Consider the following 15348-nt stretch of genomic DNA (forward strand, 5'->3'; position numbering starts at 1 on the left):
GGATAAACATCCACATTTACTAATTACCCTTTTGACGGATGAATAATAAGCTTCAATTTTAGTTAAGATTAATCGAAAAAAATAACAGAATAATTTAAAACTTAATTAAAATGAAAAAAATTCTCTTTTTACTATTCTTTGTATTGATTTGCCAAAATCAATTGGACGCACAAAGAAATACAGCTCCCGCACCAACTTATAACATCACCGTTACCAGAAATGATATTTTTGCCGAAAATGTCCCCGGCCATGCCCATACGGATGTTAAATTTGACATTAAAATAGGGTCCAATGAAAGGGTCGCTACACCTTTTCCTCCAGATATCAGTACATTCAGAACTTATAACTTTCCTGTAACTTTCACACTTCCCGGAGGAACTCCCCCAATCAGATATGGTAAAGTAAGCTTTAGCAACCCCTCTACATTATACAGCGGATATTATCCGCTTCCAACTGCAATTGGAGACCACACTACAATTCCTGCAGATCCTACCATGATCTATTATCCGGGTCAGTTTGGATATGGAGTAGGCATCACCTGCACAGGCCCAAATCAATACGTCATAGGTGTTGCCAGGTTTGAATGTTATTTATGTGTTCCCGGAGGTGGCACAGTATCAAAACAGGCAACATCACAGCCTAAAACAGCTATAGTATCAAATCAAGATATGGAAATAAGTGAGCTTTATTATACAGCCGCAGGCAGAGAAACTGTTTCAGTAAGTGTCGTTGACCTTAACGGTAAAACAGTGAGAGCCTATACCACGAATGTAAGAGCCGGACAAAATAAACTGCCGATTGATCTCCAGAATCATCCGGGAGGTACTTATCTTGTTAAATGGAAATCCAGTACCGGCGCAAACGGAACTTTAAAGATGATGAAAAACAAATAACCAGCATTTAATATGTATAACCAACTCCTGTAGAAATGCAGGAGTTTTTATTTTACTTTTTCCTGATATCAAAAGGATTTTTAAAAATAAGCTCTTCCTGCCTGCCTTTGATTTCCATTTTACGCTGCAGTAGATTCAGGGCCATTTTCCGGATAAAAAGATCTTTGTCTATCAATTTCCAGTAAGGATCTTCATGGACTTTTTTAGGTTTGCGTATGAGGTAGAATTCCGTTTCCCAGGTATCTGCATTGTGGTAAAATTCGATAATTCCGCAGTGCTCCGGAATTAAATTATGTTCTATCATGCCCATCGGAAGCAGAAAGCTGAAGGCATTGCAAATATAGTCGCCGCATGAGATCTTATCATGCTTCAGAAACTTCTCGCCTGTATCTTTATTGAGGTATGATTTTTTGAAATCGTTTTTAAAATCACTTTTTGAGAGCTTAATTTCAATTTCATGGCTAAACCCTTCAGAATCTATGAACAGAATATCCGCTTCCCAGTCGGCCTGGAAATAATTCGTCAGTACAATTTCTTTTTCGAAATCGCAATGGGAATGGATATATGCGTGAACAAGTTCTTCTATTTTCAGCATTATAATTAAGTTTTTAATTTAATATGAATTCAGATAAGGGTTAAAAAACGCAACAATAAATTGGTTTCAGGTATCTTCTTCTCCGAAGCCAGACTGGTTTATTTTTTTTGAAGCTCAACAATCCCATAGTGCAGCCATATTCCAAATACACCCGTTTTGGTCAAGTACTTTTCATCTTTTCCAAATGTAACGGAAGTACCGGGCATTGTCTGGCACATAAAAAAATGTCCACCATCAATGCAGTTCATTTTCCCTGCTCTGTGCAGATCTGTCCAGCCGAATTCTTTATAGGCATCACGACCATTTTCTACATCAAACAGGAATCGTTTAACCGTAGCTTTATCTTTTCCTCCATCTTTTTTCGAGATCAAAGACCAGCGGACTAAATCAGACTTTTCTTTAGCCGGAATATCATTCGGATCCGCATCTTTAATTCTCACAACCACTAAAGTATCCGTAATCCTGGCAACTCCGTTATTGAGTTCATTTACCAGATAAGTTCCGGACCAAATGTCCTTTCCAGTCTTTTTTTGTGCTGACAACAGACCGGATACACCGATCAGCATTAAAAATAAGCTTTTCTTCCAGTCCATAGTAAAGACGTTATTTGTTTAATTCTGATCTTAGGAAACCAGCAAGCTGCATCCGCGGATATCGGAATGATCTATTCTTCCGAGCACCTGGAATTTATCTTCCGGAAGGGTTTTCCCCAAATCCTGTGTTGCTATAAAACAGCATGAATGGATATTGGCTAGATCTATAATGTTTATTGCGCCGGTTCTTCCCTCTTTTTCATAGGAAAAAGGATCTTCTGCATTCCGGACCAATATTCTCATCCAGTTGGGACACTTATATTCATTATTCCCAAGAGAATAAGCCTGCGAAAGCAGTTCTGTCATTGAATATTCTGAGTAAATTCTTTCTGTGTTAAAGCCATTCTGCAGAATTTTCAGCAGCTCATCTTTGGTCATTTCTTCTTTTCTCCCCTTCATACCTCCCGTTTCAATAATCGTCAGATTTTGAGATTCGGAAACTGAAAGATTCAGAGATTCAACGGAATCCAGAAAGTCCAGCAGGGCAAAAGACACTCCGAAAAGAATGACTTTTTTATCTTTCAAAGTGTTTAAAAGCTGAAACAGCTCGGAATGGTTGTAAAGAAAATACCCGTTCTCAGGTTTGGCAGATTTTTTCATGAGATAATCCACCATATAGATCAAAGAAGAGTTCTGCTTTTCCAGATAGCTTGGAAGCAGACCGAGAAAAATAAAGTCTTCCGGCCTTCCTATAAACTGTTCAAAACTTTTATAGATACTTTCTTCATAAACAGCAGGATCTGCAATACAATGTTTTGACAGATTCATCTGTGTAGTTCCTGAGCTTTGAAAAAACAGATCAGCAGCTGCATTTTTGTCTAAAATCTGATGGTTTTTAAACATTTCTATCGGCAGGAAAGGAATTTTTTCAAGACTGCTAACCTCATCCGGTTTTATTTTCAGAAAATCCACGAACTGTCTATATATCCCAACATTTTCATACTGATAATGAAAAGCTGCCAATGATGCATCCAGGAAGCCCTGTTCTGTCTGTATGGTGAATATATTTTTCAATTTTTGGAGTTTTTTTTATATCTATTACTAACTCATAATGAGTCGGTTATATACAGAGTTTGTTTTTTTAATATTTTTTTAATCGAAGATTTATACTTTGGTAAACTTCTTGCAATTGTTACCACGGAATATGGATTAAAAACAAGAGTGGACCTTGGTTCATTCGGAAGTTACCTCTCTCTCAGGGGTAGCTTTTTTTTGTTCCGTCTGCAAAGGTTTTGAGTTCAAATTCTTTTTCAAAGACTCCATAGGTAAAATAGGAAATCCAGTCACCCAGATTAATGTATTTTGCTTTAGGCTCAAGATCCAGCACCATAGGAAGGTGACGGTGGCCATAAATAAAATAGTCAATTTCTTCAGTCTTCAGTTTTTCTTTTGAATAGATGACAAGAAACTCTTTATCTTCTCCTAAAAATGCTTTATCCTCTTCCCCGGAGATCATTTTATTCTTCTGTGAAAGATACAGCGCCACTTTCATGGCAATATCGGGATGAAGCCATTTGAAAAACCACTGTGCCACAGGATTGGTGAACAGCTTTTTCATTCTTTTGTAGCCTTTATCACCAGGACCGAGACCGTCTCCATGAGCCAGCAGGAACTGTTTTCCTCCCATTTCAAAATACTGCTTTTTGTAAAAAACGGTACATCCTATTTCTTCTTCAAGATAGTCTTTCATCCACAGATCGTGGTTTCCTACAAAGAAATAGATATGAATTCCCCGGTCTTTCAATTCGGCAATTTTTCCGAGAACCCGCACATATCCTTTTGGGATAACATGTTTCCACTCGTGCCAGAAATCAAAAAGATCACCCATTAAAAACAAAACCTGAGCATCTTCCTTAATCTCATCCATCCATCGGATAAATTTCTCTTCGCGCACTTTGCTTTCCTTCGGTGTAGGAGCACCAAAATGCTGATCTGAAGCGAAATACACTTTTTTTCCAGGTTCTAAATTAATAATCGTTTTTAACACCGGTCTGAATTTTTATTGGTCATTACTGTTACTTATTGTCTTCTGCAAACCATTCTCCATAGGAGTTTTCTGTTTCGTGAAGTTTAAGATAGGCCAGAGAAACCTCAGCCGGAAGCCTGGATTTTATTTTGGCAGCAATAGCATACAGCATATTCTCACAGGTAGGCTGGAAACTGCAGTAAATTACTTTATGGCCTTTATTTTCAAGGTCTTCGCCCAGATCTTTATGAGGAGACAATGCATTAACAAGCACTGCATGGTCCCAGACGTCCACAATTTCAGATTTTACGATACTTTTAATATCTCCGAAATCCACCACCATCCCGTTTTTGGGATTTTCCAAATCATTAATCACTTTTCCTTTTACCGTTACAAACAGTTTATAGGAATGTCCGTGCATATTTTTACATTTCCCATCATAGTTGTACAGCACATGGGCTGTTTCGAATGTGAAAATTTTTGTAATACGTATCATGATGCAAAGATATGACAAAACATAATGATAAGTTGCGTACCGGGAAAACAGAATTTAATGAAAAGTGTAGATTAATTTAACGTTTACTTGATTTCAATAATGGGTGACCACCCTATTAATTCAAGATATTAGATATTTATTAAAATTATATCCTATAGCTTCCCTTTCTTTTCTTAAACTTTTGAAGAAAATTCCCAATTTTCTTTATACTTCCAATAGTAAAATCTTCTGGTTTTTGATATTATACAAATCTTCATCAGGTATATTCCAATATAAATCTTTTCTAATGATAAGAATTATAACTTTTTGTCCTAAATGAGATAGCAACTCCACTAACTGTATTACCAACTTGTCTGAAACATGACCACTTTACCTGCATAAGGACTCCAATTTTCTATTAAAAAACAAATAGAGTGACCAAACGATCACTCTATTCTATAAAATTAATACTTGTTATTTCTCGTTAAGTTCAATTAATAAAGAAAACCAACATTTTTGAAACATTGCCATACATCTGGAACATTACCAGATAGCGACTCCAATGCTAAATTAATTTATCAAATTCATCATCATTAATTTCCCGTTCTAAATACCCAATAACTTCATCCCAATTCTCATTCAAAAAAAACATTCCATAATATTTTTCGCCTAATAAGCTTACAAATCTCAATTTATTTTTAGAATAATTTTCCAAATTTAATATTAAAGCGCCTATTTCTTGTGATAACTTATCATTCCTCTCCCTTGTAGCAGTATACTGTCTAATCTTATATACTCCTATTAAATTCTCCCTTTCAAAATTATTGCTATCACTGATTTTAATTTTATATTCCTGAATATTTCCTAGGAAATTTCTTTTTTTCTTAATTAATTGAAAGATATCTTCTGATGTCAACATAATAAATATTTTTTATTTTGATCTAGGTAAAACATATTTAACTTTAGCCACATATGTAACTCCGGGTACGAGCCATTCAGCTTCTGCATGTGTAAAGGGATTTGGCACCGCTTCACCTACTCTAAATGTTTTAGACATAATAATTCCAGGAATTCCATTTTCGTAAAATGCATTACCTGTAGCAAAGTTTCTAGCAACTTCTTCACTAGTACTCCAACTTGTCCAAATACTGAGATTATCTCCTCCAGCATGTACTTCCATATCACTATGTGGTCCCCATGTTGTTGCAATTTGTCTAAACCCATTAGGTATTGCAATCCCTTGCATTGCTTCAAAATACATAGAGCCTTTAGCTTTTGATGAAACTCCTCTAAATAATGTGATTGTTCTTTCAGGATTATTATCCGTTGTTGTTATTGGTATATCAATTCCTTTTGAATTAGCAGCAAATTGAGTATCCCCATTCAACATTAATGGCAATCCCCACAGACTACGGGTTGCTAAAGTACCGGCAGCACTATAAAACACCTGTGCATTTACCTCAATAATCTCTCCAATCTGAACAACTCTACTCACCTGCGCTCCAGTAGCAAGAGTTGTAATTCCAGCACCTCCTCTACCTCCTCCAAAGATACTTCTAAAGAAATTCTTAACAGATTGCCATGTACCTGGTTTAGGATTATTATCAGGTCCTTGTCCATAAGTACTTCCTGCAGCAAAACCGCCACCATCATTATTTGCAAAATACATTCCATGAGAACCGCCCATTCCATTGTATCCTGATAACGAAGAATTAGGATCAAAATCTCCATTGAAAGCAGAATGTTCCCCGTATGTATCTCTTGGACTATTCCCATCAGGATCAATAAATCTGATTGGGTTATTAAAAGCATAATTATAAGGCGAGAACCTTCTCATCTGCTCCGTTAATGGATCTATTACATCCCATCTGCCAATATCTGACATATACATTCTGGCTCCATAATCACTCCAGCCTGTTTCCTTCTGCAGCTCTTTGCCATTGTAACTATAATTATAAGCGGGATTTCCTGTTAATGTATTATATCCCTCATGCTTTAAACCAAACGGGTAATAATTATTTTCTTCAATGATCGCAGCTCCGGAACCGTTATTCGTGTAGTTCACACGTACAGAACTACGTTCGTAGCCTTCATAAAAGATTCTCTTTTATTCGTCTATCCAGATGGTCTGTATAGCTGTAAATATACTTATTATTTTCAAAAATTATTTATCGCTAACTGTATTACTAACTTGTCTGAAACATGACCACTTTTACCTGCATAAGGACTCCAATTTTCTGTTAAAAAACAAATAGAGTGACCAAACGATCACTCTATTCTATAAATTATTACTTATTATTTCTCGTTAAGTTCGATTAATAAAGAAAACCAACATTTTTGAAACATTGCCATATTCCCGAAAGCAACACTATAAAAAATAAATATTTTGGTTTATTTTTTTTTAAAATAATATCTGACATAAATTAAGCAGATTTGTGTTTATATTTCTCCCAAGAGTCAAGAATCCTTTTGCTTAACTCATCAAAAGAACATTTCAAATAAACATTATCAATTATAACAGGAGTTCCTAAATCTTTAACAGTTTGTTTCAATATAAATTTTGTTACAAAATCTGTATTTTCAATAAAAGGACGATAATTATATAAGTTAACTCTAATTCTTGGTATCCCTTTATAATTTATAACATCTACTTTTTCAATATTATTCCATTCTATTTTTTTTTCTTTAGTAAAGCCTAATCCATTATATATTCCTTTTTTATTAATTTCAAAAAAAGCTTTTTTGTTAAAAATTAATCTTATAAAAAAATTAAATAAATATATCATAGCTATCATACCTATACTAGATAGAATCAACACTAAATATTTTGAAGGCAGCAATACAAACGTATACTTTTCAGGGTTTTGAACTGTAATCACACACCACACAAATAGTGCAACTATTAGCATTAAAATGGTCACTATTTTAAAAACATTTTTTTCTATTTTCATTATTATATTCTATTATAGTCCTTTGACAATCACAATAAAAGCCAATGTAAATTGGCTTTTATTAATATGCTAATATTTATATTTCTCCCAGTATTCAAAGATATTTTTTTTTAAATCTTCAAAACTACAATCTAAATCTGCTGAAGAAATTATATGAGCTGTTCCCATAGAACTTTCATTCATTTTGTATAGAAAGTAATTTATACCTTTTTCAGTATTTTGAGGATCTTTTAGAAAGATACCTATATATTTATTATCGTTATATGTAATAGATTCTATTTTAGCTACTTCTTCCCACTTTATAAATTTCTTATTATAAAAAGCAAAGCCATTAAGTATTCCACTATTATCTATTTTTAATAAAGCATTTCTTCTAAAAATAGTTTTCAAAATTAAATACATAGCTAGAAGGCATCCTAGAATTCCGAATATAGAGAATATTATAACCGAATTTTTGGTGGGAAGTAAAAAATAAGTATGCTCAGATGGATATTGCAAAAATTTAAATCCTAAAAAATATAATGCACACAGTATTAAAACTATTACTAAGATAGTTTTAAAATAATTTTTGTTTTTATTAATTATGATCATTCTTATTTTAATTTATTCTATATTTTTTTCCATTAACCCTCCCACAAACTCACTTGAATAATATCCAACAACACCTCCAACAATGGCACCAATAATAGTTCCTACAATAGGAAAGGAAGACCCCATCACTGCTCCATATGCCATACCAGCTCCAATTCCAGCTAGATAACCCATTGTAGCTCCTGTAGTAACTTTAACACTAGCTATAACTGCATTCTTTCCACCTGTTCCACCTTGCTTATAATAATCATTATAATCCTTACCTGCACCATTTCCAATTTCTATCGCACCTAAAGCTATTTGCCCAACTAAAGCGCCTTTCCCAATATATTTAGCAACGCTTGTCGTAGCACCTGTATAACCATTACCGCCCCAATTATTCCTATAATATTCCAATCGAAGCCTTGAATATGTAATTCCATCAAAAGCCCTACTTCTGATAGGTGTTGTCCAAAAAGCTATTGAACCACCCTGGGTTCTAGTTAGTTCAAGTAAAGAACCGAAATCTCCAATTCTGTCATTGATAAAATTTAAATTATCTACCGTATTATCATCCATTAAACGTAGCTTGTGAATTACACCTAGATCATAATCTACATTCATCTCATCACCTATTGGAGATCCACTTGAGCTCATTGCTCCGGTCCAATATGTTAAATAACCATTACTGTTTGTTATACTGCTAGTTCGTCCTGACATTAAATCTCTATACGCCTGTGTTTCTCCAAAAGTATTACCTCCCATAATACTTCCCATACCACTATTATAAAAAGAATTCTGGAAGATTCCTCCAAAATTACCCCCACCATTAGATAGTGAAGAATTGGGATCAAAATCTCCATTGAAAGCAGAATGCTCTCCATATACATCTCTTGGATTATACGGTGCTCTTCCGTCAGGATCAACAAAATTAACCGGATTATTAAAGGCATAATTATAAGGCGAGAACCTTCTCATCTGCTCCGCTAATGGATCTATTACACCCCATCTGCCAATATCTGACATGTACATTCTGGCTCCATAATCACTCCATCCGGTTTCTTTTTGCAGTTCTTTGCCATTATAACCGTAATTGTATGCGGGATTTCCTGTTAATGTATTATATCCCTCATGCTTTAAACCAAACGGGTAATAATTATTTTCTTCAATGATCGCAGCTCCGGAACCGTTATTCGTGTAGTTCACACGTACAGAACTACGTTCGTAGCCTTCATAAAAGATTCTCTTTTATTCGTCTATCCAGATGGTCTGTATAGCTGTAAATATACTTATTATTTTCAAAAATTATTTATCGCTAACTGTATTACTAACTTGTCTGAAACATGACCACTTTTACCTGCATAAGGACTCCAATTTTCTGTTAAAAAACAAATAGAGTGACCAAACGATCACTCTATTCTATAAAATTATTACTTATTATTTCTCGTTAATATTGATTAGTAAAGAAAACCAACATTTTTGAAACATTGCCTAATGTTAAAAAGTATTCTTTAATGAGCCTAGATAAAGGCTAAAAAATATAAATCCTAATAGTGAAATAGTCACATAAATAACTAATAGGATATCAGCAATTACTCTTGTTGTTTTTCTGAAATTTTGTATTCTTTCTTTAATTTGTTCATAAGAAGTAAATTTCCAATACCTTAATCCAATCAATAAAATAATGGGTAAAGAATATATTAATATAACATATTTATTTGATGGCAAAATGTTTGTATCATAAAAATGATCTAGAAACATTAATATAAATATTATGTTCAAGAAAGGTAACCCGCAAGCTATTACAACTCCGTAGCCTTTTTCTGCTCCGTCTTTATTAAAATGTTGATAAAAATTAACTATTTGGTAGTATAAGTAATCGATAAGTATCATATATTTTTTTTAATAGCCCATGGCTGCGTTATATTTTCTTTGTTCTTCTGCTCTTACACCATTATTATAATAGGTATTAGCAGCACCTTCAATGTGTTGTCCTATGTCCTTCCCTGTTACCAGTGTTGTAATTCCATTGGCAAGAAAATAAGTTCCTGCTATAGCTTGCCCCCAACCTGTAGGTGAAACAGCCAATACAGACATCACAAGATCTAATGAATTAGATGTAGTTACTCCATTATTTTTAATATCATAACCTGCTAAAGCTATTCCCGCTATTCCTAATGCCGTTCCTGCAACTCTGGTTCCTACCGCTAATCTTTGTGCACCTACCGCGCTTATTTCCATTATCGGCAGGTATATTTTTGGAGAACCTAATATTTTTGGTAAAGTTTTTTCAAAAACTAAATTAGTTGTTGAAAAGGCTTTACCGGCTCCATACAGTGCTGCTCTGTCAGCCGCCGGTTGAAAAACAAATTTATTGGCAGAAAAAGCATAACCAGACCAAGTTCTAAGCCCTTGAGAAGTTTTATGCCAATCTATATTATCAATATAAGATCCGGAGAGCTTCAACACATGCGCTATCATTTCCTGAGAAGTGGTAGCATCTCCGGTAGCTCCTCCTGTCCACCAGCTCATATATCCGTTATGAGTTTTAAGCGAAAAGTCTCCTCCATTTTGAAGTGATGTCATAAGGTCTCTATACGCTTGGGTTTCTCCAAAAGTTTTCGTATCATATCCCCAAGCACTTCCTCCACCACCACCGGTATTCGAAGCAAAATAGTTCCCATGAGAACCACCCATTCCATTGTATCCTGATAACGAAGAATTCGGATTAAAATCTCCATTGAAAGCAGAATGCTCTCCATATGTATCTCTTGGACTGTTCCCATCAGGATCAATAAATCTGATTGGGTTATTAAAAGCATAATTATAAGGCGAGAACCTTCTCATCTGCTCCGCTAATGGATTTATTACACCCCATCTGCCAATATCTGACATATACATTCTGGCTCCATAATCGTACATCCCCGTCTCTTGGATCTCCTTTCCATTGTACTTGTAACTGTAATAGTTTCCAAAATTAGAAGAAGAAGAGCCTCCAATATGGTTTAATCCAAATAGGTAAAAGTTATTGGTATCCGTAACTTCGAGAACGCCTGCGCTGTTTTTGGCAAAAACTTATTTTTATAAATAATTAGGGTACTGATTTCAATACCCTAATTATTTATTTTTGTTAAAAGAATATAAGAAGTAAACTTTTAGCCTAAAGATAATAACTCTATATTTGAATTTTATTTCTTATTATCCTCGCCATATATCTTTTTAAGTTTTTTAATTTGTTGCGCCTTCAGCAGAGAATCTTCCATTCTTTCTTTTGCCACAATTTCTGGTACATAAGGCCCTACTTGGTCTTTTCTTGCTTTTCGGTCTAGGCAATAAAATGAAAAAATAAAGTTCACAATTATTATTAAAACTATTAAAACTACAATCCAACTGCCAATTGTATTCTTTTTCTTAGGTAATTGATCAAACTCCTGATTATAACTTTTCCATATATCTAAATAATCTAAAGTGTAATAATTAAAACCAATAATGATAATTAAAGGAATATACATTATAGGCATAGAAATAGATAGTTCTACTGTATTTCCCGTTATCACTGTATAATAATTTATTATTGATAAAAAACTCCAAATTTGTAAAACTATTAAAACTAAACCAGCCTTAAAACTACTCAAAAAATCTCCAAAAGGAGTAGAAGTATAAATGATAGCTTTATATATTTTATAGAATAAATAATAGTATAATTTTTTAATTGACATAATTTAAAATTTTTGTGAACCATAAGGAGCTGTAATAAATCCAGGAATAATAGCTGCATTTTGGGATTGTATACTTTGATAATCATTTCCATATCCTTCCCATCCTCCAGGATAAAGTGCATCAACTCCAAAATATAATAATGCAGGTATAGTGCCTGCACCAGTTAAACCATAAGCACCTATTGTTGTATTTAATCCTGCTTTTGCTGGATGTACTTTATTTTTAGAATCTGGATTATTATAATAATTATAAACTCCTATGCCATCCATAACTACTCCTGCTCCAAAACTTGCTTTCCCTGCAATACCTCCCCATTTCGCTAAAGAAGAAATAGGCATAGATGCTTTTGTTGCAGGCATTTTCCCGAACAAACTAAGATTTCTCCCTGTTAACGGATAATTTCCAGATAACCCTCTCCTGATACCTTCTCCATACATTCGTTCTGAATTTAAACCTCCTTTTGCACCAGCTAAAGCAGCTCCAACTCCAAAGAACCAATTCCCTTTTCCACCTATATTGTACCAATCATCAACTATACCAGATATTTTTAATTTAAGCATTCCTAGTGTTCCAATCCCTGTAACATTTGGGTCAGGATCAGTATAATCTGTCCACCATCTTAAAACCCCTCCAATATTTGTTAGACCTCCTGTTCCTCCAGGAGAATAGTAGACATCCATAAGATCTCTATACGCCTGTGTCTGTCCAAAAGTGGTTGCTCCACCTCCTGCATCACTAGCAAAGTAATTAGCATAAGAACCTCCCATCCCGGTATATCCTGATAAGGTTGCATTAGAGTCATAGTCTCCATTGAAAGCAGAATGCTCTCCATATACATCTCTTGGGTTATAGGGTGCTCTTCCGTCAGGATCAACAAAATTAACCGGATTATTGAAGGCATAATTATACGGAGAATATCTTCGCATTTGCTCTGCTAATGGATCTATTACACCCCATCTGCCAATATCTGACATATACATTCTGGCTCCATAATCACTCCAGCCGGTTTCCTTCTGCAGCTCTTTGCCATTGTAACCATAATTGTAAGCAGGATTTCCTGTTAATGTATTATATCCCTCATGCTTTAAACCAAACGGGTAATAATTGTTTTCTTCAATGATCGCAGCTCCGGAACCGTTATTCGTGTAGTTCACACGTACGTTTCCCAGATGGTCTGTATAGCTGTAAATATACTTATTATTTTCAAAATTGTAATAGCCTTCAGCGGTAGGAACAAATTTAAGTAAAGGATCAGTATTTGTGGAAATCACGTCATATTGAAAACCATTCAGATATTCTGTCGTTTTTTGCTTAAAAGCAGAATTTTCACTGTATTTATAAATCTTCCTAAGCTTTGTCCCATCTGCACTGTAGGTATAGTTAACGTTCACATTCTGCCAAACTCCTCTTGTAAGATATAACTGATCAAATTTTAAATAATAAGGAAGATTAAGATGATTGTAATAGATCTGTAAAATCCCCTTATCTTTCTGATCTTTCATGTTCCCATTGTCATCATAGGCAATGGTATTGCCTGAAACATCGGGATAGCCTTTGTAGTTGGCAGAAATATCAGTAACAGATGACAGCCTGTTTCCTGAATAGGAATAGTTAAGCTTATCGATCTGCTCTGCTGTAGAAGCAATGCTTTTTGTATTTCTTTGCAATGATACCATATTACCATTCATATCATAACTCATGCTTTCATTAAAGAAATTATTTTGCGGAACGGATGAGTTGGGTTCAGAATAAGCGGCGTTTGCAAGTCTGTTCAACGCATCATACTGATACGAATATCTTCTCAGCATACCGTCATTGGAAGTTTTCCAGTCTACTTCAGCAATGTTACCATTGTATTTTCCTCCCGCCATATTAGTATAGACAGGATTATTGTATTTTATTTCATACCCGAAAAGTTTTCCGTTGAGGTTTGTAGGATCGTTGATCTTAGTAAGCCAGCCTTTGATATTATAAGAATAATCGATGGTTTGAAGTGGGGAGGAAGGGTTTGTTCCACCTACTTTCTTCGTTTTCAGCTGAGACAGTTCGTTGTATTCGTTCTGAGCAAGGATCTCTTCAGGATTGCTATCCACTTTATGTTTATGTACCAATAGCCTGTTTTGGCTGTCATAAGAAAAAGTTTGTGTAATTACTTTTTCCGTATCAGTATCCAGCCTTTTGTGATATACCTTGGTTTGCTTTGCCAGACCGGCAAAATCAAATTCGGATTCGGTTTTGGTGTAGCCACCCAGGTGATTGACAGAATAGGTTCCTACTGCCCGGCCTTTGGTATCATAATAGATATAACTCCTGGTCCAGTTATCATCTTCAATATTTTTAACCAGGCTCATCACAGGTAAACCTTTGGTATTTAAATCTGCCGTCATATTATCCGTGAGGATCTGGCTTCCGAATATGGCTGCAGGCATTGGCGGATTGAAGCTGTATGCAGGATAGGTATCATAATAATTAATACTTAAAACAGATTGTATATCTGCGAAAAAATAATCATTTGAATAATAAAACGTCATCCCATTTTTAGTAAAACCAGTGGCATGTCTGTATTCGGTAATTATCATACCTTTAATAAGATCCTGCCAGGCCGTTCTGCTTAATCCTGCAATCATAGCTGTACAAATTACACGTCCAAACTTATCATATTTATTCAAAATCCAGTTGTTGGTCAATCTCATATTGGCATCCTGAGTCAAAATCAAACGGTCAGCTTTGTCATATACCATATATTCCCAGCCTTTTCCGGGAACTTTCTTTTCTACCTGCCTGTTCCAGCCGTCATACCGGTACTGGTAGCACAGGTCATTCAGCAGTTGGTCTGTAATGGGTTTGTTTACAGCATTGGGCGGAAGTACAAACGCAAGCTGGTTGTATTCGTTGTATACATAGTAGGTATCCACCGGGCTGCTTCCGTCAAACTTTCTGATGAGAACAACCTGTCCTTTTGCGTTTTTAAATTCTACAGTCTTATTGCCGTCTTCATCGATGACAGAATTTTTAGACAGTTTTTCGGCAGCATAGGTCCCGGAATTGGAAAGAATACTTTTCGTAGCCCCGTTTTCCCAGCTTGTAGTGGTTGTAAATTTAGATACATCTCCGGCAGCATTGGCTTCATAGACAAGATTTACGGGTTTGTTGCTCCAGTCTGTTCCTGCCTGTATCTGCTGCAATACCTTGTTTAAAGGGGAGCTTTCTAAAATGCTTTCCGAATAGATCTTTTCAGAACCATAGACTGCGGGAGCATTGGAAAGCGGAGAGGTATAAAGAAGTCCATTCTGGGTTCCTGCCTGAGGAACAGGGAGATAATTCTTCACCCTTCTTCCGAAAGCATCATATTCTATATGCCCCACCACATCTTTTCCTGTGGGGGATCCTTTAATGTCAATGACCTGGATGGGTTTCCCCCAGCTGTCGAAATACTGTACGCTTTCAGATTTTTTGGAGCAGTCGTCATTCAGGCATGTTTTACTGTATATATAGTTTTCGGTACTGGTAAGATTGGCCTGTGCAGAAGAGAATATTACAAACAATATCCCTAATATATTTAGAATTTTTTTCATTTGTTTTGTA

The 15348-nt window shown here is 35.2% G+C and carries 13 protein-coding genes and 2 pseudogenes; 1 reads left to right on the forward strand and 14 read right to left on the reverse strand.

The window, feature by feature from the left end:
* Positions 1-110: 110 nt before the first annotated feature.
* Complete coding sequence (locus J4Q03_RS00430) at positions 111-893, forward strand: T9SS type A sorting domain-containing protein (protein ID WP_426046287.1); 783 nt, start codon at positions 111-113, stop codon at positions 891-893.
* Between the two features lie 52 nt (positions 894-945).
* On the opposite strand, the gene J4Q03_RS00435 is transcribed toward J4Q03_RS00430, so the two are convergent.
* From J4Q03_RS00435 to J4Q03_RS00500, 14 genes and pseudogenes are all read right to left on the reverse strand, one after another.
* Positions 946-1488, reverse strand: coding sequence for a hypothetical protein (locus tag J4Q03_RS00435; protein WP_426046288.1), 543 nt, complete (start codon positions 1486-1488; stop codon positions 946-948).
* Positions 1489-1586: 98 nt separating this feature from the next.
* Entirely contained in the window at positions 1587-2081 is a 495-nt protein-coding gene (locus J4Q03_RS00440) for a phosphate ABC transporter permease (RefSeq protein ID WP_426046289.1), read from the reverse strand.
* A gap of 30 nt (positions 2082-2111) precedes the next feature.
* Positions 2112-3095 carry an acyl transferase gene (locus J4Q03_RS00445; protein WP_426046290.1) on the reverse strand — a complete coding sequence of 328 codons (984 nt, stop codon included), beginning with the start codon at positions 3093-3095 and terminating at the stop codon, positions 2112-2114.
* A gap of 181 nt (positions 3096-3276) precedes the next feature.
* On the reverse strand, positions 3277-4068 hold the full coding sequence (locus tag J4Q03_RS00450; protein WP_426046291.1) for a UDP-2,3-diacylglucosamine diphosphatase: 792 nt from the start codon (positions 4066-4068) through the stop codon (positions 3277-3279).
* A 28-nt stretch (positions 4069-4096) separates the two neighbouring features.
* On the reverse strand, positions 4097-4543 hold the full coding sequence (gene queD, locus J4Q03_RS00455) for a 6-carboxytetrahydropterin synthase QueD (RefSeq protein ID WP_426046292.1): 447 nt from the start codon (positions 4541-4543) through the stop codon (positions 4097-4099).
* A gap of 544 nt (positions 4544-5087) precedes the next feature.
* Positions 5088-5441 (reverse strand): enoyl-CoA hydratase, encoded by a 354-nt coding sequence (locus J4Q03_RS00460; protein ID WP_426046293.1) that lies wholly within the window; start codon positions 5439-5441, stop codon positions 5088-5090.
* Between the two features lie 834 nt (positions 5442-6275).
* Positions 6276-6675 (reverse strand): annotated as a pseudogene (locus J4Q03_RS00465) (RHS repeat-associated core domain-containing protein); the annotation flags it as partial.
* 270 nt (positions 6676-6945) lie between these two features.
* Positions 6946-7473 (reverse strand): STM3941 family protein, encoded by a 528-nt coding sequence (locus J4Q03_RS00470; RefSeq protein WP_426046294.1) that lies wholly within the window; start codon positions 7471-7473, stop codon positions 6946-6948.
* A 69-nt stretch (positions 7474-7542) separates the two neighbouring features.
* Positions 7543-8064, reverse strand: a complete 522-nt coding sequence (locus tag J4Q03_RS00475) for an STM3941 family protein (RefSeq protein WP_426046295.1) — start codon at positions 8062-8064, stop codon at positions 7543-7545.
* 867 nt (positions 8065-8931) lie between these two features.
* Positions 8932-9337, reverse strand: a pseudogene (locus tag J4Q03_RS00480) (RHS repeat-associated core domain-containing protein); the annotation flags it as partial.
* A gap of 203 nt (positions 9338-9540) precedes the next feature.
* Complete coding sequence (locus tag J4Q03_RS00485) at positions 9541-9936, reverse strand: hypothetical protein (protein WP_426046296.1); 396 nt, start codon at positions 9934-9936, stop codon at positions 9541-9543.
* A 9-nt stretch (positions 9937-9945) separates the two neighbouring features.
* Entirely contained in the window at positions 9946-11043 is a 1098-nt protein-coding gene (locus J4Q03_RS00490; RefSeq protein ID WP_426046645.1) for an RHS repeat-associated core domain-containing protein, read from the reverse strand.
* Between the two features lie 188 nt (positions 11044-11231).
* On the reverse strand, positions 11232-11762 hold the full coding sequence (locus J4Q03_RS00495; protein WP_426046297.1) for a hypothetical protein: 531 nt from the start codon (positions 11760-11762) through the stop codon (positions 11232-11234).
* Positions 11763-11765: 3 nt separating this feature from the next.
* On the reverse strand, positions 11766-15338 hold the full coding sequence (locus J4Q03_RS00500; RefSeq protein WP_426046298.1) for a DUF6443 domain-containing protein: 3573 nt from the start codon (positions 15336-15338) through the stop codon (positions 11766-11768).
* Positions 15339-15348: the final 10 nt, after the last annotated feature.

Origin of the sequence: Chryseobacterium sp. NFX27 (assembly GCF_049887855.1) — a bacterium.
Lineage (GTDB): Bacteria > Bacteroidota > Bacteroidia > Flavobacteriales > Weeksellaceae > Chryseobacterium.

Coding starts and splice junctions, on each gene's coding strand:
- J4Q03_RS00430 (WP_426046287.1), top strand. CDS start 111: ATGAAAAAAATTCTCTTTTTACTATTCTTTGTATTGATTTGCCAAAAT.
- J4Q03_RS00435 (WP_426046288.1), bottom strand. CDS start 1,488: ATGCTGAAAATAGAAGAACTTGTTCACGCATATATCCATTCCCATTGC.
- J4Q03_RS00440 (WP_426046289.1), bottom strand. CDS start 2,081: ATGGACTGGAAGAAAAGCTTATTTTTAATGCTGATCGGTGTATCCGGT.
- queD (WP_426046292.1), bottom strand. CDS start 4,543: ATGATACGTATTACAAAAATTTTCACATTCGAAACAGCCCATGTGCTG.
- J4Q03_RS00460 (WP_426046293.1), bottom strand. CDS start 5,441: ATGTTGACATCAGAAGATATCTTTCAATTAATTAAGAAAAAAAGAAAT.
- J4Q03_RS00470 (WP_426046294.1), bottom strand. CDS start 7,473: ATGAAAATAGAAAAAAATGTTTTTAAAATAGTGACCATTTTAATGCTA.
- J4Q03_RS00475 (WP_426046295.1), bottom strand. CDS start 8,064: ATGATCATAATTAATAAAAACAAAAATTATTTTAAAACTATCTTAGTA.
- J4Q03_RS00485 (WP_426046296.1), bottom strand. CDS start 9,936: ATGATACTTATCGATTACTTATACTACCAAATAGTTAATTTTTATCAA.
- J4Q03_RS00495 (WP_426046297.1), bottom strand. CDS start 11,762: ATGTCAATTAAAAAATTATACTATTATTTATTCTATAAAATATATAAA.
- J4Q03_RS00500 (WP_426046298.1), bottom strand. CDS start 15,338: ATGAAAAAAATTCTAAATATATTAGGGATATTGTTTGTAATATTCTCT.